Annotated in this window: 18 protein-coding genes; 17 read left to right on the top strand and 1 reads right to left on the bottom strand. The window is 43.1% G+C overall.

What is annotated here, in order from left to right:
* Window positions 1-107 precede the first annotated feature (107 nt).
* The 5 genes from SALPA_RS07695 (at window position 108) to SALPA_RS07675 (ending at window position 5,078) form a co-directional block, all read left to right on the top strand.
* Window positions 108-569, top strand: a complete 462-nt coding sequence (locus SALPA_RS07695; RefSeq protein WP_145091893.1) for an NAD(P)H-dependent oxidoreductase subunit E — start codon at window positions 108-110, stop codon at window positions 567-569.
* Window positions 566-2,575, top strand: a complete 2,010-nt coding sequence (locus tag SALPA_RS07690) for an NADH-ubiquinone oxidoreductase-F iron-sulfur binding region domain-containing protein (RefSeq protein WP_145091890.1) — start codon at window positions 566-568, stop codon at window positions 2,573-2,575. The genes SALPA_RS07695 and SALPA_RS07690 overlap by 4 nt, the downstream gene beginning before the upstream one ends.
* Window positions 2,563-3,180, top strand: a complete 618-nt coding sequence (locus SALPA_RS07685) for a 2Fe-2S iron-sulfur cluster-binding protein (protein WP_145091887.1) — start codon at window positions 2,563-2,565, stop codon at window positions 3,178-3,180. The genes SALPA_RS07690 and SALPA_RS07685 overlap by 13 nt, the downstream gene beginning before the upstream one ends.
* Before the next feature lie 72 nt (window positions 3,181-3,252).
* Window positions 3,253-4,701, top strand: coding sequence for an aldehyde dehydrogenase family protein (locus tag SALPA_RS07680; protein ID WP_186450965.1), 1,449 nt, complete (start codon window positions 3,253-3,255; stop codon window positions 4,699-4,701).
* A gap of 23 nt (window positions 4,702-4,724) precedes the next feature.
* Window positions 4,725-5,078, top strand: a complete 354-nt coding sequence (locus tag SALPA_RS07675; protein ID WP_145091881.1) for a hypothetical protein — start codon at window positions 4,725-4,727, stop codon at window positions 5,076-5,078.
* A gap of 284 nt (window positions 5,079-5,362) precedes the next feature.
* Here SALPA_RS07675 and SALPA_RS07670 read toward each other — a convergent pair whose 3' ends face one another.
* On the bottom strand, window positions 5,363-6,241 hold the full coding sequence (locus SALPA_RS07670) for a LysR family transcriptional regulator (protein ID WP_145091878.1): 879 nt from the start codon (window positions 6,239-6,241) through the stop codon (window positions 5,363-5,365).
* Between the two features lie 203 nt (window positions 6,242-6,444).
* On the opposite strand from SALPA_RS07670, the gene SALPA_RS07665 reads away from it, so the two are divergent.
* The 12 genes from SALPA_RS07665 (at window position 6,445) to SALPA_RS31405 (ending at window position 20,691) form a co-directional block, all read left to right on the top strand.
* Window positions 6,445-7,581 (top strand): uroporphyrinogen decarboxylase family protein, encoded by a 1,137-nt coding sequence (locus SALPA_RS07665; protein WP_145091874.1) that lies wholly within the window; start codon window positions 6,445-6,447, stop codon window positions 7,579-7,581.
* 126 nt (window positions 7,582-7,707) lie between these two features.
* Window positions 7,708-9,033: an MFS transporter gene (locus SALPA_RS07660; protein ID WP_145091872.1), complete on the top strand. Its 1,326-nt coding sequence runs from the start codon at window positions 7,708-7,710 to the stop codon at window positions 9,031-9,033.
* A gap of 598 nt (window positions 9,034-9,631) precedes the next feature.
* Window positions 9,632-11,659 (top strand): sigma-54-dependent Fis family transcriptional regulator, encoded by a 2,028-nt coding sequence (locus tag SALPA_RS07655; protein ID WP_145091869.1) that lies wholly within the window; start codon window positions 9,632-9,634, stop codon window positions 11,657-11,659.
* A 452-nt stretch (window positions 11,660-12,111) separates the two neighbouring features.
* The gene (locus tag SALPA_RS28845; RefSeq protein WP_186450964.1) at window positions 12,112-12,252 is read left to right on the top strand and encodes a hypothetical protein; all 141 of its coding nucleotides are present in this window, start codon (window positions 12,112-12,114) and stop codon (window positions 12,250-12,252) included.
* A 109-nt stretch (window positions 12,253-12,361) separates the two neighbouring features.
* The gene (locus SALPA_RS07650) at window positions 12,362-12,586 is read left to right on the top strand and encodes a hypothetical protein (protein ID WP_145091866.1); all 225 of its coding nucleotides are present in this window, start codon (window positions 12,362-12,364) and stop codon (window positions 12,584-12,586) included.
* A gap of 285 nt (window positions 12,587-12,871) precedes the next feature.
* Entirely contained in the window at window positions 12,872-15,199 is a 2,328-nt protein-coding gene (locus SALPA_RS07645) for a molybdopterin-dependent oxidoreductase (RefSeq protein ID WP_145091859.1), read from the top strand.
* Window positions 15,186-15,536, top strand: coding sequence for a 4Fe-4S dicluster domain-containing protein (locus tag SALPA_RS07640; RefSeq protein WP_145091856.1), 351 nt, complete (start codon window positions 15,186-15,188; stop codon window positions 15,534-15,536). Before SALPA_RS07645 ends, SALPA_RS07640 begins: the two co-directional genes overlap by 14 nt.
* A 116-nt stretch (window positions 15,537-15,652) precedes the next feature.
* Window positions 15,653-15,793: a zinc finger protein gene (locus SALPA_RS28840; protein WP_169717949.1), complete on the top strand. Its 141-nt coding sequence runs from the start codon at window positions 15,653-15,655 to the stop codon at window positions 15,791-15,793.
* A gap of 119 nt (window positions 15,794-15,912) precedes the next feature.
* On the top strand, window positions 15,913-17,241 hold the full coding sequence (locus tag SALPA_RS07635; protein WP_255451406.1) for an MFS transporter: 1,329 nt from the start codon (window positions 15,913-15,915) through the stop codon (window positions 17,239-17,241).
* Window positions 17,242-17,740: 499 nt separating this feature from the next.
* Window positions 17,741-20,068: a molybdopterin-dependent oxidoreductase gene (locus SALPA_RS07630; protein WP_145091859.1), complete on the top strand. Its 2,328-nt coding sequence runs from the start codon at window positions 17,741-17,743 to the stop codon at window positions 20,066-20,068.
* Complete coding sequence (locus SALPA_RS07625; protein ID WP_145091856.1) at window positions 20,055-20,405, top strand: 4Fe-4S dicluster domain-containing protein; 351 nt, start codon at window positions 20,055-20,057, stop codon at window positions 20,403-20,405. The genes SALPA_RS07630 and SALPA_RS07625 overlap by 14 nt, the downstream gene beginning before the upstream one ends.
* A gap of 151 nt (window positions 20,406-20,556) precedes the next feature.
* Window positions 20,557-20,691, top strand: coding sequence for a hypothetical protein (locus SALPA_RS31405; protein WP_255450970.1), 135 nt, complete (start codon window positions 20,557-20,559; stop codon window positions 20,689-20,691).
* Window positions 20,692-20,934 lie beyond the last annotated feature (243 nt).

Here is a 20,934-nt window from a genome sequence, read left to right as displayed (position 1 = left end):
AGTGGTGAGTTAGTGAGCTGATTAGGGCTCCCTCAAAGCAGAGGGAGCCCTAATCGGCGTTATACGGGTGGCGTTCGTATAGTCCAGCTGTCAACAGAGGAGGGAAAATGATGCCGACAAATCTGGAAGAATGGGAGCAGTTACCGGAACGCGATAAGCAGCTAATCAATATCCTTAATCAGGTTCAGGAGGAGCAGGGGTATATTCCGCGCGACCGGTTAACCGAACTGGCCCGGCAGGCAGGAGTGCCGGAGTCGCAACTGCATGGACTGGTAAGCTTCTTTAACTTTTTTCGCAGTCGTCCCGCCGGTAAGCACAAACTATCGGTATGCTATGGAACGGCCTGCTATGCCCGGGGGGCTTCCTTACTAAATGATCGCCTGGCTGCGGAGCTAAAACTAGAGGACGGCGAAGATACTTCAGCTGATGGTTTTGTAACGGTAGACCACGTTTATTGTGTTGGCGCCTGCAGCCGTGCTCCGCTGGTAGTGGTAGATGGGCAAATAAACGGTAAAATCAAATCCTACCAGGTACCTCTGATGCTTGGAGATTTGAGGAAAAAGGGATGATTGGCCGTTCAGAATTTCGGTTTCCAGCCGTACATAGCTACCAGGTAGCTAAACCTATTGCGGAAGAAAAAAGGGAACCGATACGATTTGAACCGTACAAACCGCTGAATTTTGCGGTGCATGTACCCCTCCAGAGTCTGGCCGAAGAAGGGAAGATAACGCTCTGCGGTCATAAATCCCGGATCAGTGTAGGAACGGCTACCTGTGGCAGAGCTGCTGGAGCGCTGGAGATTTATAATAATTTAGAAAAACGGGATTGGAACGGAAAAGCCGGAGTATACAAAGTAGGCTGTCAGGGAGCCTGTTATGCGGAGCCGCTGGTGAATGTCAGGACACCGGACGGAAAACATTACTTTTATGGAAATATAGACACGAATTCCTTTTGGCGCATCATTAAAACCGCAGAGGAGCCCCCGGGAAGCAAAACGTCCCCTTATCTATGGGCTATAGCCCAAGAACGTAAACCTGGAATTCTTCGTGGCATTCAAGATTTGGAACTAATAAAAATAGTGAACTCAGGTTTCAGTGAATTCTTTCAGCCCCAGGTACGGCGCATCAGCGGCCGCTGTGGGTTACTAGATCCGGAAAGTATAGCAGAATATGCCGCCATGGGCGGCTATCTGGCACTGGAGAAAGCGCTTTTTACGTTAAAAAGCAGAACGATCATTGATATGATCAGGGCATCTGGCCTGCGTGGCCGCGGGGGAGCGGGATTTCCTACCGGAGAAAAATGGGATATGGCCTATCAGAGCCCTGATCCTGTCCGTTATGTAATCGCCAATGCAGATGAGGGGGATCCTGGGGCATATATGGATCGCGCCCTGTTAGAAAGTGATCCGCATAGTGTACTGGAAGGTTTGATGATTGCTGCTCTGGCGGTTGGCGCAGCTCAAGCCTATATATTTGTGCGGCACGAATATCCGCTGGCAGTTCAGCTACTAAGGAAAGCAATCGCGAGTGCACGTAAGGTGGTTTTTTTAGGAAACAATATCATGGGTTCCAACTGTAGCCTTACCATTACCCTGGTGGAGAGCGGTGGAGCCTTTGTGTGCGGTGAAGAAACATCCATGCTGCAGGTAATGCAGGGTAAGCGCGGAGAATCCCAGCTTCGTCCACCCTATCCAGCTAATCGCGGTTTTCATGATCATCCCACCGTCATCAATAATGTGGAAACGCTCGCCAATATCCCCTGGATTATACTCAACGGAGCTGAAGCCTTCCGGGAAGCAGGTACGGAAAAAAGTCCGGGAACGAAAATATTCTGTCTGGCCGGGGATATCAAGCGCACGGGATTTATTGAAGTCCCATTGGGTACCAGTACTCAGGTATTAGTAGAAAAAATCGGGGCTGCAGATAAGGAGTCTATTAAAGCGTTGCAGATTGGGGGACCCTCAGGCGGGATAGTTCCTTATCGCAATTTTTCCCTCGATTATGAAACAGTCGCTGCTGCCGGAGCCATCATGGGCTCCGGGGGATTAGTGCCCTTGGGTAAAAACCGCTGCATGGTAGATATGGCCAGGCATATGACAAACTTTATGGGCAGTGAATCCTGCGGCAAATGCAGCATCTGCCGGGGTGGGTTGCGGGAATTGGCAGCTCGGCTGTTGACATTAACGATTGGGAAGGGTTACAAAGGCATAGTGGAAGAAATAGAAGAATTGAGTTTGACTATTCCTCAAGTGTCGCTGTGTGGCTTAGGTCAGACAGCGACGAATCCGGTAATTACAACGCTAACTTATTTTAGAGACGAATATGAGGCTCATGTAAAAGGTAAATGTCCGGCAGTATCCTGCAGACCCCTAATCGATTTTGAAATTATTCTGCCCTGCAAAGAATGTAAGGCGTGTTATCAGGTTTGTCCAACTGAAGCAGTTACAATGCGAGGGGGAAAGACAGACCGCTTCATTGTTGACCCTGAGCGCTGCATTAAGTGCTGGGCCTGCTATGAGACCTGCCCCTTTAACAGCATCAGGATAACTTCGGAGGAATTTACATGGAAGAATTAGTAGCGATAGTAGTCGATGGGAGGAGTCTGGCTGTCTCCAAGAGTACTATCGTGCTGCAAGCTTTGCGAGATCATGGAATAGACATACCTGCTTTATGCTATTATCCAGCGTTAGAAGCCTATGGCAGTTGCGGTCTGTGTATGGTAGAGGTAGAAATCCGGGGCAATGCTATTTGGAAACCCCGACATGCCTGCTTATTGGAAGTCGAGGATGGTCTGCAAATAAAGACTGCTACCCCGCGTCTCCAGCGTCTACGCGCCTGGGCAGCGCAAATTCTCTTGCGCGACAGGCCCTTCCATAACAGTGAAGCAGAAGGTTTACTGTTGAAACTCGTACAAGACAAGACGGCAGACGGCCAGGTGTTATCCGGTTCCACAACAGAAGGGTGTATACTATGCGGACTATGTATAAGAATGTGCAGGAAAATAGGCAAAAATCGCCTGACATTTTTAGGCCGAGGCAAAAATCTGCGTATTGGTTTAGTTCCTGGAGCGGGTAACAAAGCCTCCTGCGGAAACTGCTGCGCCTGTCGCAATATCTGTCCCACGGGATTTATTTCTCCTGATGCCGAGCATGCCTTTAAGGCTCGGTTATATAAAGAGTAGCATTCTAATGCAGAAAAGGTATGAATTTTGAAAGGAATGGATTAAATAGTTGAATTCGGGGAGGTAAGATCTGTGTTAAATCTTGAATGTCAGGTTGATATTTTGATTAACAACCAGGAAGTTCTGGCGCAGAATTATGCTGAAATACATGATCCAGGGAAACTTACCGACGTAGTGGGGCGGGTTGCAGTAGGTACTGCTGAAGATGTAGATAAAGCGGTTCAGGCGGCCCATAACGCATTTCTTGACTGGAGAAAAACGAATAGTAAGGAAAGAATTGAAAAGATAACTGCGGCCGTGAAAGTTGTGCAAGATTCAATGGGGGACCTGGTGCCTCTTCTGGTTAGAGAGCATGGAGGCATGTTATGGGAAGCTCAAACGGATTTCGGTATAGGCATGGCTACATTGGAATACTATGCCGGTATAGGTGAAAACTTTGTAAAAACAGAGTTCATTGAAGATGATTCTAGCTGGGTTAGCATTGAGAAGAAAGCCAAAGGCGTGATTGGTGCCATCGTTCCTTGGAATATGCCGGTTTGTTTGACGATGATGAAAGTTGGCCCTGCATTAGTAACCGGTAATACGATGGTAATTAAACCATCTCCAACGGCACCGCTTGCCATAAGTATTCTTTTGAAAAGAATAGCTGCCATATTACCCGACGGGGTAATAAATGTTGTCCATGGAGATGCAGGGGTTGGGGTGGCTTTAACACGTCATCCGCTGGTAAAAAAGATTGCTTTTACAGGCGGAACCGAAACGGGTGCACAGGTAAACAGTAACGCAGCTAGTTTCTTTAAAGCCGTCACCTTGGAATTAGGCGGCAACGATCCAGCGATTATTCTGGATGATGTGAATCCGGCAGATATTATTCCCAAGCTATTAAAGGGAGTATATACAAGAAGTGGTCAAATTTGTTTTGCAGTGAAGCGTATTTATGTACAGGAAAAGATGCTTGATAAGTTTTTTAACACCATGTGTGATATTGTCAATGAATACAAAGTGGGGCATGGTTTAGCGGAAGGGGCTTCTTTTGGTCCTCTGAATAATAATAAACAATATAATTTGGTTAAGGCAATGATTGAGAATACCAAAAATAGCGGTGCTGTTGTGAGGGAACTTGGCTCCAAGCTAAATCCAGAGGGGTGGGATAATGGCTACTTCCTACTACCGCATGTAGTAAAAGATGAGGATCACCTTTCACAAATTGTTAGCTGTGAGCAATTCGGACCCATTATCCCCATCATTCCTTACAAAACCGTAGAACAAGCTATTGAGTATGCAAATGAGACCGAATACGGTCTATGTTCCTCGGTTTGGTCCAGCGATATCCAAAGAGCTTTAGCAATAGGGCAACAAATCGAAGCAGGATCGACTTTCATAAACAATCATAGTTTTGAATCATTATCTCTGGGTATGCCCTTCGGCGGAGTCAAAAACAGCGGGATGGGCAGGGAACTGGCCGGAGAGCCTACATTGTCAGCCTACATTGATTATCATACTATGAGATATCTCAAATAAATAATAAATGGAGAAATAAAAACATGAAGAGTAAGGACTGTATATTAATTGAAGTGTATGGCGGAACCAACCCGAATTCTGAGCTTGATCAAGCAGGCAAGCAAGCTGCTTTGGAGCTTGCTTCGTATGAAAACTTAGTTAAAGAATTAAAGCAGAGCTTCGGTAACAGTGTTGCCATAAAATATATCGATACTGATGTTAAAGGGATACAGAATGACAAATGCCGCCAATTAGTTGAAGCTGGCAAGCTTTTTCCCATCACTGTCATCAATGGAGAGCCTTGCATCGTAGGTGGCATCGATAGTAAACTGGTTAGAAGATTTCTGGATGAAAGAGCCTTTCAAATGCTGGAAAAATTGAATGCCCAAAACAAATAATCCAGTCTGTCAGCAAAGGAACATCACATGCTGGAGGGTTAGCATAAGAAAACTAGCCGTGATGATAGGTTGTACTCCACAATCGAAAAGTAGGGCAAAAAGCCTCTTGTCATAGGCGCCGGTAGGTGATGCATTGACAATGTACCATCCCTACCTGCAAAAATATTTAACACATCGTATATAGTTTCGAAACAAAAATATAGATAAAGCAGGGCTGTGAATAAACTTATCTCTAAGTTTTTCCAGCCCTGCTTTTTATCTAATTTTTTTTATTTTTCTAAAAATTAATTTTTTTCCAACTCGTTTAGAAAAAGGGAAATAGCCGGATTTGAATTTGCTAAATTCCAAGCGATTACAAACTCAACTTGAGTATCATTGCCTTCCAGGCCAGATAACTGGAGGTTGGGACTGCCATAAGTATTAGGGATTAAACGGGGGAGTATTGAGATCCCCATTCCAGACTCAACAGACATAAGTACTGTTCCCCAATTTGGGGCTAAGTTAACGTTAGGCGTAAAACCCCTATTTGAACAAACTCGTGTTAGATTATTAAAGCCCCTTGGAGACGTTAAACGATCCTGAAAAAACACTGTTTCTTTAGTTAAATCCGAAAAACTAATATAGTTGCTTTCTGTTAATGGGTTATCATTACGCGATACTACGCAAAGAGTGTCTTTTTTGAGGGTTTTCCAGTTCAAAAAGCTTGGTGCAGGTTTTTCTATTAATGTAAATCCTACATCTACATTTTGAGCTTCAAGGGCTTTATCTAGGGCACCCATTGATAGTAGCTGTAAAGATATTTTGATATGCGGATATTTTGAGCGATAAGTTAAAATTAACGAAGGGAGAAAGCTTCGCTCAGAAAGGCCTAAAACGCCAATTGTTAAACAGCCCGCCATACCGCTCTGAACCTGGTTTGCAAGTTGAATGAATTCATCCGACTTAGATACAAGATATTTCGCTTCTGGCAATAACTCATCAGCAGCTGGAGTTAAAAAAACAGAATGTCTGTTACGGATGAACAGTTTTACTCCAAGATGACGTTCGAGGTCAGCAATTTGTTGGCTAAGAGCAGGTTGTGTCATAAAATGCTCTTGTGCCGCTTTGGTAAAATTAAGATGCTTAGCCACAGAGATAAAATATCGTAATTGCTTTATATCCATAATCTCTCCCCAGTCAGTACCCTTATTTTAATTATACATAGTTATCTATATTAGAACAATGGATGAAAACTCTGAATCTTATAAAATTTTATTATCCTCTTATACATAACACTTATCTCCGTTAAAATTAATCTGTTTTATAATAGAAATGTACATATAAGTCTGAAAAATTAAAAAATGAAATGATAGGGAGGATTATTTGAATGAGTAAAGATGTTATGACGGCTGAAGAACGAATTGTGGCAACGATTAATCTCGAACCCGTGGATAGAGTAGTTTGCGCACCGTTAATTGAACAGTACGCTGGTCAGTTTGCCGGTATTACAAACAAGGAATTTAACTGGGATTGGAACAAATGTCTCGCCTCAATTGACAAAGTGAAAGAGGCATACCCAATTTGGGATAGCAATGCCTATATGCAGCAACTTCGGTATGGACCTGTTGCCAAAGTAGTGGGTTCAATGCGGTGTAAATATCCAGGTGTTGAATTGGCTGATAACGATCAATACCAGATGGTAGAATTTGAGGCCATGACACGCGAGGATTATAACATTCTAAAGGAAAGGGGAAGCGGGGAGTATAGATTAATCTTTTTGGAAAGAGCTCATATAAAGACTCGGGAAGAAGTACTAGAAGGCATCAAACTTGCAGCTGAAATACGGAAAAAAGAATTAGAGGCAACACTTCGCCGCAGTCAAAGTGCGACTTGGGGTTCATTTGCCGGAGTGATACCGTTTGATACTTTGTCCATGAGCCGGTCTATGGAGAAATTTTATAAAGATATGTACCAAATGGCCGATGAGCTTCAGGAGTTACTCTGGATTTGTTGTGACGGAACCGTTGAGGCTGCGGTAAAAGGGATAGAAGCCACCGGGATAAATAGGGTATTTATAGGTGGCGTCAGATGCAGTGGTCAGTTCATATCAAAGAAAAATTATGAAAGATTTGGACATCCTTATCTAAAATCAATAGTAACTAGACTAGCCGAAAAGAATATCGTACCAATTCTGCATTTTGACTCTGACTGGACGCAAAATCTCGAAACCTTCTTAGATTTACCTGCGAAAAAATTTGTCCTTGAACTGGACAGCGCAACAGATATCTTTAAAGCACATGATATTTTAAAGGGGCATTGTGCGATAAAGGGAGATGTAAGTGCAGGATTATTTACTGTTGCATCGCCAAACGAGGTAGATGAGTATGCTAAAAAATTGTTTAGTACATTTAAAAACGGAGAAGGCTTCCTTTATTCTTCGGGTTGTACGGTACCTATGAATTCGAAGCACGAAAATGTTAAAGCGTTCTTTGATGCAGTAGAAAAATATGGACGTTATAACTAAGAAACTAGTGTATGAAGAACTACTATAAGTATTTCGTAGTTCTTTTTTTCCTTAGGGAGAAGGATGCTGTATTTAATGCGTAGATAAATAGGGCAATAATTAGTAAATAAGTTGGGAGTGGTGTTTATGGATAAAAGCATGATGCTCGAAAAACTAAAAAAATATCAGTGGACTATGTATGCGATTATTTGCATTGCATATATGCTTAGTCCTTTTTGCCGCCAAGCGCCCGCGGTTATGGGGCCAGATCTGATCCGTGATTTGAAACTTGACGCCGCACAATTCGGGTTATTAGGGCTTACCTTCTTCTGGGCGTATGCGATTGCCAATGCTCCCGCCGGAGCAATAATCGACCGGGTAGGTTCCCGTATAGGTTTAGTTCTCAGTTTATTAGTTACTGCAATTGGCAGTTTTATTTTTAGTATGGCTGAATCTCTAGCAATGATTGTTGTTGGACGAATGTTGGTGGCTGTATCGTTGGCAGGGATATTTATTGCCGGTGTGAAGATAATTTCCTCTTGGTTTTCCGCAAAACAGTTTGCCACAATTAATGGTATTTATATGGGCTTTGGCGCATTAGGTGGATTATTTGCTACTGCACCACTCCAAGTTTTGATAAACCAAACTGGCTGGCGTAGTTCCTTTGTGATTATTACCATTACATGTGTAGCAATGGCAATAATCTCTTATCTAGTAATAAAATCCCATCCATCCGATATTGGATTACCTGCACCTGATGAGCTTGACGAAGATACAACTCTTCAAATAAAGCAGGATTCCCCCCAGGTTCACTGGTGGATATCAACCAAGCAAGTGCTTGCTCAACCGCGCTTATGGCTAATTGCGGTGTTTGCTCTCGGGACGAATGCCACTAGCCAAGTTATTGTAGCCTTATGGGGTGGAGTTCTTCTCTCCAACGTGTATGGTCTCACTAAGGGGGAGGTTGCAGGAATATTAACTTATGCTGCATTGGGAGCAATTTTAGGGAGCATTGTAGTTGGATGGGTTAGTAAAAAGATTGGTAATGCCGGAGTCATGTTATCGGGGGCAGTAATATTTCTATTGTCATGGTTGTATATGCTGACTAATTTGCGAACCCTTAGTATTATGGAACTAAAGATTATCTATGCAACCATTGGTTTTTGTGGTATGTATGCAGTAGTAGGAGGTTTTGCCGTTGTTAGACAACTTGTTCCAGCCTCGCAGGTAGGTACGGCTATTGGAGTGTGTAATACTTTTGCTTGGATTTTTGGTACAGGTGTATTTCAACAAGTGTGGGGTCTAATTATCAACACTATCTCAAAAGGGCAAACACCTTATCCGGTGGAAGCCTTTGAATTGGCAATGTGGGTACAAGCAGCTACGTTGGTAGTTAGTTCATTTTGCGCAATCTATCTTATTAAAACTTTGCATAGGTCTGAATCTACCGCAGATCGCACTAGCGCCATTTAGGTGTAGCCTAGTAATAAAGGGTGGCACACGTTCAAGCAAAACCCTCGGCTAAGCCGGGGGTTTTTAAATTTTTAAATTTTGAAACATTAAAAGGTTAAATATATGAAATAAATATCATGAAATATCGAGAAATATCAGAAAATATCAAAAATGGTTGCAGGATTTTTTTTGAATTTCGAGAATAGCATATATTACCACAAGAAGTTCTTAGTTATTGTTTCCCATATGGAAGTGATGACTGAAGGATATGAAGAGTAAATTTTTATGCCTGCTTTATTATGCAAAGGAAGTCTGGTAAATGAGGCTGCCTTTTTTAATGCCAAAATGTAGTATGGCAAGAGGATGTGAATGCTCTTTATATTCTAAAATAAGGATGTACTATGGCCGCCTATAAGTACATCTTTATAAGGGGAGGGTTATCTTTAGTACGCTTGGAAAGCGTCTAGTTGTTAGTCCTGCCGGTTTAGCAATGAAAGCTGTAAGAAATTCACTTAGAAATCGGCAGAAGCTTGGATTAATTTGCGAAATAAATTCGAAAAATTGAGGACTCAACCACCTGGCGAATACCAAGAATCTAAAATGAAGAGGGGGCAGGGGATTGAAACTCAAAAATCGTTGGCTGGAAATACAGCAAAGCAAGATAAGATTTTTCAAAGATAATGAGGATCCACGTAGCAGTATTCATATTAATCCGGAAGTGGCTGAATCTTGGATTAAATCTCAAGCGATGGGTATCAGCCCTTACACTGAGATAATAGCAGAACGTTTAGACCCCGAGCAACTTGAGAAGCTTTTGCAAAAAAAACATTTGCTGATTGATGTTGCTAAATCCATATTTGAAGCCGTGAAATTGAAAGACTTGATGTTTGCTTCCCGATATGCTATTTATTTATTTGATGAAAATGGCGTTCTGTTGTTAAATGAAGGCGATTTGTTAAGGTTAGTTCCAGAACGCAACTCAATGACAGGAATCGTTTGGAACGAAAAAACTATGGGTACCTGTGCACACATATTAAGCATGCAGCTTAGGCGTCCGGTGCAATTGCTGGGGCCGGAGCATTACTGTGTGACCTTTAATAATTCTAATACTTCAGCAGCTCCCATAATAGATGACAACGGTGATATTATTGCTATCATGGTTCTGAGTCAGCATTTAATGAATGAACCTTTGGATGATGACGTTTTTGTTAATTTGAATTCACATGCTCTGGGTCTGGTAACTGCCATGGCAGCCGATGTTGAAAATAAACTAAAATTAAGAAGAAGTTATGATCAATTGCAAATTACTAATGAACGGCTAAAGATGGCTAATTATACGCTTAAAGTGACTTTAGCGGTCATCGACGAAGGCATTATTACCATAGATTCAACTGGCGAGATAATTCATATAAACAAAGAAGGCAGTCAGATGCTGGGGTTGGAGAAAGGAAAAACAGAGAATAGAAATATCCGTGAATTTTTAAACAGCCAGTCTCGTCTCATGGCTTTGATTGCAGATGGGGAAAATGCTGATATAGAAGAGAGCCTTTGCGTCTGTAATAGTGAGCAGAATTATATGATTAATATTCGAGTGGTAAACTCTACTACCGGGCAAGTAGACGGAGCGGTTATAAAGTTGGTAAGCGCCGAAAAAGTAAACGCTATGGTAAACAGCCGGTCAGGTGCTATGGCTAATTATAGTTTTGACGATCTTATTGGTGAGAGCAAAGAATTTAAGAAAGCAGTAGCACTAGGAAAACGTTTTGCCAGTTCTCCGGAAAATATCCTGCTAATTGGTGAGAGCGGCACTGGAAAAGAACTTTTCGCCCAGGCCATACATAGCAAACATCGGCCCAATGGACCGTTTGTGGCAGTAAACTGTGCAGCACTGCCCCGGGAATTAATTGAAAGTGAATTGTTTGGTTATGAGGGCGGGAGCTTTACTGGTGCAGAGCGTGGCGGGAGGCCAGGAAAAATAGAGTTAGCCCATGGTGGAACACTTTTCTTAGATGAAATTGGGGATATGCCGCTGGAACTACAGGCTGTCTTGCTTAGAGTTTTAGAGGACAAGCAAGTTATGCGTGTTGGCGGGCGGCGCTATAAACGGGTAGATTTTCGCGTTGTTGCCGCCACCAATAAAGATCTCTATCAAATGATAAGGGAGAAGCTTTTTCGCGAAGACCTTTATTTTCGCCTGTCAGTTTTGTCAATCAACCTTCCCTCTCTGCGATTAAGAGAAAATGATGTGACGCTACTAGGTCAATATTTTATCAAGAAATACTGTGAAAAGATGGGGTGGGAAGTTCCGACAATAGGCCCATCTGCACGAAATATAATGAGTGAATATAATTGGCCAGGCAATGTACGGCAATTGGAGAATGCTGTGATTTATGCAGTTAATACTGCGCAGAATCAAATTATCGAAGCGGAAGACCTGCCGGCAATAATTCTAAATGGCGAGCCTGCTCAAACTGCTGCTGTTGGGAATATAGGAGAAGTATATACCATTGAAATATTGGAGAAGATATCCATTGAGAATGTCTTATATAAAACTAAAAATAATATAACTAAGGCGGCTGATTTACTGGGAATAGGCAAATCTACGCTTTATAGAAAACTGAAAGAATATAATATTAATATTGATTAACTAATGTAAGAATTTTATTCTTGCGGTAATCTCTACTTCCCGTCATATACACTAATCTTATTCTGCTAAGAGATATTGTGTATGACGGGAAGTAGTATTTTTATGTCCATATAACATCAATACTAGTTCTGGTAATGACATTCGCCGTAGTCTGTCTTTGGCAATTTTAGTTTGTAAAAAAAATCGGATTCTCAAAATAAAGCAGTAATTCTTTAAATGAACCGGTTGACTATTGGCTAGAGTGTCGGATAAATATCCGAAAACATTGAAGAAACGGGAGTTAAAGGCGCTACGTTAGGCTTGGCACATATTTTGCATTCTTAGAAGATTGGAAAGAAAAATCTTGATAGTTGTGAGTTAGCGTTAGATTGTATGCTGCAAAAGCGGCGGCCTATTGTTAGACATAAGTTTAACGTTAAATCACACTAAAACACGAGAAGGAGAGGATTTTTATGGGAGCAACTAATGCTAAGGGTGGCTTTGTACCACCGTTAGCAGAAAAACTGGTTTGGGAGTGTCCCGCCTGTAAAGGATTCAATTCCATAAAACTGACAAAATGTAAAAAGTGCGGTGCCGAAAAGCCCCCCAAATAGGATTCAGACAAAATCATAAGCTGCGCCATGTAGAATTACGTGGACGAAGATTCGCCATTCTGAAAGGATGGCGAATTGTTCTAAAAGGATAAATATAAGGAGCAAAAATATGAATGATGAAAATAAACTAACACTGCCATATCTCTTAAAATTGCTCGAGATTGACTCGCTTCCCGGTGGCAAATTACTGGAGACATTCGTATTGCGCAGTGCGACGGGCCTCATAAGCGAACATGGCGAAGACTGGATTAGGGAACAACGGTCGCGGCTGGTGGAAGAATTGGAATTTATCACAAAGGAAATTGAAAAGGAAAATACTCATCCCGAACAATGATTGCCTGCAATCTGTTCTTGGTTTGGAGCAGAATAAATTCCCAAAAGAAATCAATGATTCTTTAAATGAAGCGGTTGGCTAGTAAGCCGGAATAGTGGATAACTAGCTGAAAGTGTTGAAAAACCGGGAGTTTTAAAACTGTTGTGAAGGTTGGCACACATTTTGCAATATTAGAAAAGTGGTAACATTGAATATTTTCGATTTATTTCTAAGTAGTAGAGGGGATCGAATAAAACAGTTTCAGTTGAATTAATGTTATCCAAAAAGAGTTAAGGAGGGCAAGGCATGTCTGAAGAAATTAACAAAGAGCTTTACAAAACGGCAGCCCGTTGGCAGGAAGGCGAGTATGACGTAACTCGTACCGCAGTGTGGACGGCTCCAGGGTGTCACTGCAGTTGCGGAGTACTTTTGTACACGAAGAATGGCAAGCTGGAGAAAATTGAGGGTGATCCCAATTCTCCGGTTAACCGTGGCAGATTATGTTTGCGTTGCATCAATATGGTTGAGCAGGTGTACAGTCCCGAACGCTTGAAATGGCCTCTTAAAAGGGTTGGGGAAAGAGGCGAGAATAAGTGGGAACGAATTACCTGGGATCAAGCTTATGATCTGATTGAAAGCAAATATAATGACATCAAAGAAAATCACGGTGTAGAAAGCATTGTTACCTTGGTTGGTACAGGCCGTAACGCTATGTGGCAGCCAGCAGTAATCACGCGTACCATTTTTGGTAGCCCGAATGTGTCCTTTGGCTTCCTGAGTGCAGACTCCTGCTATCAGCCACGGATGACAGCCAATTTGATTAAAGCCGGTGACTGCCTGATTGCTGACTGCTCGCAGACTCACCCGCTGCGTGAAGCCCGTCCTGAATGGAAGAAGCCGGAAGTGATTCTAGTTTGGGGCAACAATCCGCTGGTGTCTAATGGTGACGGTTTCCTTGGTCACTGGCTTGTGGATATGATGAGACTTGGTACCAAATTAGTTGTTGTAGACCCTGCCCTGACTTGGCTGGCAGCCAGAGCAGATGCCTGGTTGAAGATTCGTCCTGGTACTGACGCTGCCCTTGCTCTTGGTATCCTTCACGTGGTTATCAATGAGAAACTTTATGATGAAGATTTTGTTGAAAATTGGACATATGGTTTTGATGAGTTAGTCGAAAGAGTACAGGAATATACGCCGGAAAAAGTAGCGGAAATTACCTGGATTCCTAAAGATTTGATCATAAAAGCGGCACGTATGTATGCAAATGCCAAAAATGGAGCTATTCAATGGGGTCTGGCTATTGATATGCAGATGGCAGCCATGGAAGCTTCTTGCTTAATCACAGATTTAATGGCAATCACCGGCAACATTGACGTACCAGGCGGCATGGTGTTACAACGGTATGCTTACAACCGTGGTAAAAAATATGGCAGTGGTTTGGAAAATATATCGGAAGAAATGCTGTTAAAGCGAATTGGCACCTATGAGTCCCCTATCCATGAATCTGGTTACACTCCGTTTATCCCGCCTGATAAACTTCTGGAAACCCTGGAAAGCGGCCTGCCGTATCCTGTGCAAATGCTGTGGATGCAAGGAACCAATCCAATTACCAACATGGCCGGTGAAGCGCCTCGCGTATATGCGGCTATGAAAAAAGTACCTTTCAACGTAGTTGTTGACTTGTTCATGACCCCGACGGCAGTGGCTTGCGCCGATTTGGTTCTGCCTGTTGCGATGAGTGTTGAACGTAACAGCTTTAGATCATGGTGGACCCCGCTACGTGCCCTGACTAAAGCGGCTGACACCTACGAAGATACCAAAACAGACGAGCAAATTGTTCTTGACTTAGGCAAGCGGATCAGACCTGACCGCTTTGAACAATACAATACCGACGTAGACTTCCTGGATGATTTCCTTAAAGATGACGATGGCGTAGATTATGACTTTGCTGACCTTGTTGAAAAAGTGCAAGACTGGTGGGATTGGGATTACACCTATAAGAAATACGAAAAAGGCTTGCTCCGTAAAGATGGTCAGCCAGGTTTCGTAACTCCAACCGGCAAGTACGAAATTACCTCCACCTTGTTTGATGTTTGGGGATTTGATTCCCTTGGTTTCCATATTGAACCAAATGAAGGTCCTAATACCACACCGGAGCTTATGAAAGAATATCCGTTGATTCTTACCACTGGTAACCGGCTGTGGGGTTGCTTCCACTCCGAACACAGACAGTTACCAACCATGCGTGAAATCCATCCGCAACCGATGATGGATATCAACCCGGAAACAGCAAAAGCATTGGGAATCATTGAAGGAGACTGGGTATGGCTTGAAAATCGCCGTGGCAAGTGCAAACAGATCGCAAGATTTAATGCAGGTCTTGATCCTAAAGTAGTTCGCGGCGAACACGGCTGGTGGTTCCCGGAAAAAGAGGGAGCAGAACCTACTTTGTTTGGGGTATTTGATAGCAACATCAACAACCTTACAACGATGGGCGTACACGGTCCGACTCATTATGGCGCTCCGTATAAATCAACCATTTGTAAGGTATATAAATTGACCCCTGAGAATGATAAAGAATTACCGTCGAAAATAGTAACCAAGCTGGGGGGTTTTGGCTATGTCAAAAAATAATGAAAAAGGTCGCTATGGCTTACTAATCGATTATGAATATTGTACAAATTGTCATAGCTGCGAAGTGGCATGTAAGAAAGAATTAGACCTCCAAGTAGGTCAATACGGGATTAAAGTAGTAGAAGAAGGTCCCCGTCAGAATCCAGATGGCAGCTGGGAATGGAATTACATTCCTGTTCCCACATCGCTTTGTGATCTTTGTTCCAAGCGGGTTGAAGAAGGCCGGAAACCGACCTGCGTGCACCATTGCCAAAGCAATGTTATGTATTATGGAACCATTGAAGAACTTGCTAAGAAAATGGAAGAAAAACCTAAAATGGTGCTGTTCTCTAAGTAAGGAACACCTTTTGTAGTAGGAAGAATAACATTGCGCCATAGTAAGCTGAGATTTAATGTTAAACGTAAGTTTAACATTAAATCACACTAAAAGCTAAAAAGAAGGAGAGGATTTTCATGGGAGCAACTAATGCCAAGGGCGGATTTGTACCACCGTTAGCAGAAAAACTGGTTTGGGAGTGCCCGGCCTGCAAAGGCTTCAATTCCACTAAACTGACGAAATGTAAAAAGTGCGGTGCCGAAAAACCCAAAGAATAAGATTCTGATAAATTCATAGGTAAGCCACGTGGAATTGCGTGGATGAAGATTCGCCATTCGCTTAAAGGATGGCGAATCTTTCTAAAATGAATGAATACGAGGAGGCGAGTATCTTGGATATGAATAAACAAAAAATGCTTACTAAGTTAAAAAGGCATCAATGGCCAATGTATATTATCGTCATTTTAGCGTATATGCTCACGTTGTTTCATCGAATGACGCCCGGAATCATGGGGCCGGATTTGATGAAAGACCTCCAACTAACGGCTATAACCTTTGGATTCATGGGACTTGCTTATACGTGGGTTTACGCGATTGCCCAAGCGCCGGTGGGAACACTGATGGACAAAATCGGTGCCCGTAAGGGAATAACCGCTCTTTTGATTCTGGGTGGTATTGGCGGGTTCGTTTTCGCCGGAGCACAGGGTTTCACCATGCTGGTAATCGGTCGTGTTATTTTAGCGCTAGCAGTATCAGGATTCCTGATCGGCGGAGCGAAGATCACCTCTGCATGGTTTACTAGTGCCCAGTATCCTCTTCTATGGGGCCTGTTTATGGGACTTGGGGCTCTGGGAAGTGTAGTGGGAACAGCTCCCTTGGGCCAACTTATGGACACTGTGGGATGGCGCCCGGCTATGGTGTTCGTGGCCATTTTTAGCTTTGTACTTGCCGTAGTCGCATTTCTGTTCCTCAGAGACAAACCTGGTGAAAAAGGTTTGTTAACGCCTGATGAGTTGGCAGGAATCGCTCCGATAGCCACGGATGATGCTGCGAATGCAGAACAAGCAGGGATCGGCACCGTATTGAAGAGTCCGCTTCTCTGGCTGGTCTTTTTGCTTTCACTGGGTGGGAACTCCCATGCGCAGTGCTTTGGCGGCATGTGGGAAGGCGTTTATCTGGCCAATGTATTCGGCTTTGAAAAACCCATGATTGGCAGCATTATGGTGTGGTATGCATGGGGCATCGTGGTTGGCTGTTTCCTTAGCGGGGTGATTGTGAAAGCGCTGGGCTCCAGGAAAACAATGTTCTATGGGGTTATTTTAGTAGCACTGAACTGGATCTGGCTGATGACACAGCCCGGTACGATTGGTGTAACCGAGCTGAAGGTATTTAACTTTTTCCTTGGCGGGCTGCAGATGTTTGTAATTTCAACCACCTTTATCTTCTGCCGTGAAGCCTTTCCTGTTTCCTATCTGGGAACAACCATGGGTTTTTTGAACACCTCCGTGTGGGTTGTCGCTGCAGGTGTAGGCCAACAAATCTGGGGCCTAATCATTCAGAGTGTTTCTAGAGGGGTTACTCCTTATCCTGTTTCAGCCTTTACAGCTTGCATGTGGTTTAATCTGATCCTGTCTATCATTGCAATTGGTTGTGCATGGATTCTTATGACAAACAAAAAATACAGTGCGGCCAGCCAAACAAGCACAGATGAAGAAAAGACCGCTTGATAGAAACTCCTGAGCACGTTACCTTTGATGCTAGGCTCTTCTGCTTTATAGAACGATTGCAAGATAGGAGTTCGTTTTACACAGTTATGAGAATCGGTTTAAGAGTTACAAAAAAAGTAAGTGATTTTTAAGAGGAGGTATTATGATGAGTAATAATAAAGTAGGTGGATTCAAACAACCAAAAATGGACAAAAAGGATAGTTCCAAAAGCGCTAATGCCCATATAGAAGTCTGAGTTTTGGTTGGATGATAAATTCCCAAAAGAAATCAATGATTCTTCAAATGAAGCGGTTAGCTAGTGAACCGGAGTGGGTTGTACATAGCGGAAAGTCTTGAAAAAGCAGGGTTTAGGACAATGTTGTCAGAGTTGGCACACATTTTGCATTATTAGTAAGCGGTACCATGAATGTTATTGATTTTAGTTTTAGATAGTAGGGGGGCCGATAAACAGCGTCTCAGTTGTACTAATGTTACCCAAAAGAGTTAAGGAGGGAAAAGCATGTCTGAAGAAATTAACAAAGAGCTTTATAAAACGGCAGCCCGTTGGCAGGAAGGCGAGTATGACGTAACTCGTACCGCAGTGTGGACGGCTCCAGGGTGTCACTGCAGTTGCGGAGTACTTTTGTACACGAAGAATGGCAAGCTGGAGAAAATTGAGGGTGATCCCAATTCTCCGGTTAACCGTGGCAGATTATGTTTGCGTTGCATCAATATGGTTGAGCAGGTGTACAGTCCCGAACGCTTGAAATGGCCTCTTAAAAGGGTTGGGGAAAGAGGCGAGAATAAGTGGGAACGAATTACCTGGGATCAAGCTTATGATCTGATTGAAAGCAAATATAATGACATCAAAGAAAATCACGGTGTAGAAAGCATTGTTACCTTGGTTGGTACAGGCCGTAACGCTATGTGGCAGCCAGCAGTAATCACGCGTACCATTTTTGGTAGCCCGAATGTGTCCTTTGGCTTCCTGAGTGCAGACTCCTGCTATCAGCCACGGATGACAGCCAATTTGATTAAAGCCGGTGACTGCCTGATTGCTGACTGCTCGCAGACTCACCCGCTGCGTGAAGCCCGTCCTGAATGGAAGAAGCCGGAAGTGATTCTAGTTTGGGGCAACAATCCGCTGGTGTCTAATGGTGACGGTTTCCTTGGTCACTGGCTTGTGGATATGATGAGACTTGGTACCAAATTAGTTGTTGTAGACCCTGCCCTGACTTGGCTGGCAGCCAGAGCAGATGCCTGGTTGAAGATTCGTCCTGGTACTGACGCTGCCCTTGCTCTTGGTATCCTTCACGTGGTTATCAATGAGAAACTTTATGATGAAGATTTTGTTGAAAATTGGACATATGGTTTTGATGAGTTAGTCGAAAGAGTACAGGAATATACGCCGGAAAAAGTAGCGGAAATTACCTGGATTCCTAAAGATTTGATCATAAAAGCGGCACGTATGTATGCAAATGCCAAAAATGGAGCTATTCAATGGGGTCTGGCTATTGATATGCAGATGGCAGCCATGGAAGCTTCTTGCTTAATCACAGATTTAATGGCAATCACCGGCAACATTGACGTACCAGGCGGCATGGTGTTACAACGGTATGCTTACAACCGTGGTAAAAAATATGGCAGTGGTTTGGAAAATATATCGGAAGAAATGCTGTTAAAGCGAATTGGCACCTATGAGTCCCCTATCCATGAATCTGGTTACACTCCGTTTATCCCGCCTGATAAACTTCTGGAAACCCTGGAAAGCGGCCTGCCGTATCCTGTGCAAATGCTGTGGATGCAAGGAACCAATCCAATTACCAACATGGCCGGTGAAGCGCCTCGCGTATATGCGGCTATGAAAAAAGTACCTTTCAACGTAGTTGTTGACTTGTTCATGACCCCGACGGCAGTGGCTTGCGCCGATTTGGTTCTGCCTGTTGCGATGAGTGTTGAACGTAACAGCTTTAGATCATGGTGGACCCCGCTACGTGCCCTGACTAAAGCGGCTGACACCTACGAAGATACCAAAACAGACGAGCAAATTGTTCTTGACTTAGGCAAGCGGATCAGACCTGACCGCTTTGAACAATACAATACCGACGTAGACTTCCTGGATGATTTCCTTAAAGATGACGATGGCGTAGATTATGACTTTGCTGATCTTGTTGAAAAAGTGCAAGACTGGTGGGATTGGGATTACACCTATAAGAAATACGAAAAAGGCTTGCTCCGTAAAGATGGTCAGCCAGGTTTCGTAACTCCAACCGGCAAGTACGAAATTACCTCCACCTTGTTTGATGTTTGGGGATTTGATTCCCTTGGTTTCCATATTGAACCAAATGAAGGTCCTAATACCACACCGGAGCTTATGAAAGAATATCCGTTGATTCTTACCACTGGTAACCGGCTGTGGGGTTGCTTCCACTCCGAACACAGACAGTTACCAACCATGCGTGAAATCCATCCGCAACCGATGATGGATATCAACCCGGAAACAGCAAAAGCATTGGGAATCATTGAAGGAGACTGGGTATGGCTTGAAAATCGCCGTGGCAAGTGCAAACAGATCGCAAGATTTAATGCAGGTCTTGATCCTAAAGTAGTTCGCGGCGAACACGGCTGGTGGTTCCCGGAAAAAGAGGGAGCAGAACCTACTTTGTTTGGGGTATTTGATAGCAACATCAACAACCTTACAACGATGGGCGTACACGGTCCGACTCATTATGGCGCTCCGTATAAATCAACCATTTGTAAGGTATATAAATTGACCCCTGAGAATGATAAAGAATTACCGTCGAAAATAGTAACCAAGCTGGGGGGTTTTGGCTATGTCAAAAAATAATGAAAAAGGTCGCTATGGCTTACTAATCGATTATGAATATTGTACAAATTGTCATAGCTGCGAAGTGGCATGTAAGAAAGAATTAGACCTCCAAGTAGGTCAATACGGGATTAAAGTAGTAGAAGAAGGTCCCCGTCAGAATCCAGATGGCAGCTGGGAATGGAATTACATTCCTGTTCCCACATCGCTTTGTGATCTTTGTTCCAAGCGGGTTGAAGAAGGCCGGAAACCGACCTGCGTGCACCATTGCCAAAGCAATGTTATGTATTATGGAACCATTGAAGAACTTGCTAAGAAGATGGAAGAAAAACCTAAAATGGTGCTGTTTTCTAAGTAAGGAATCCAATTTTATTGTGGCTGATGAGGTAAAAGTTCTGACACCAAAGAGTAAACAAGCACTTTCTCGGTAAGCGATGCGTTATCTGTGGCAAGTGCGGTTTAACAGTAAATATCGTATTAAAAATTAATAAAAGAAAAGAGGGGTTTTTATGTGTTTTAGACCGCCGGAATTAAACAAAATGATGACGCAATGTCCTGCCTGTAAAGGTTTTAATCCACCCAAACTTACGAAATGTAAAAAGTGTGGTGCCGATTTGCCTAAGCCAGAAGCTGAAAAAAAATAATAAGGTAAGCCGTAATACGGTTCATTGTTAGTAAGGTTCGCACGGTACGAACCTTACTAACATGTTTTAGAATGAGTAAGGGAAATATCAAAATATCAAGGCGACCTCAAGAATAAGTTTGTGGAACCCCTTGTAATATCGCTTTACAACATGCAAAAACACAAGTACAAGCTCGCTTCCACTGTAGTCAGTTTCTGAGACCTGACTATAGTGGAAACGAGAAGGGAAGAAAATGAATCAATT

The organism is Sporomusa sp. KB1 (assembly GCF_007830295.1).
In the GTDB taxonomy this organism is placed as follows: Bacteria; Bacillota; Negativicutes; order Sporomusales; family Sporomusaceae; genus Sporomusa.
Note: the sequence above shows the minus strand (reverse complement) of the source record. Positions and strands in the feature narration are given on the sequence as shown.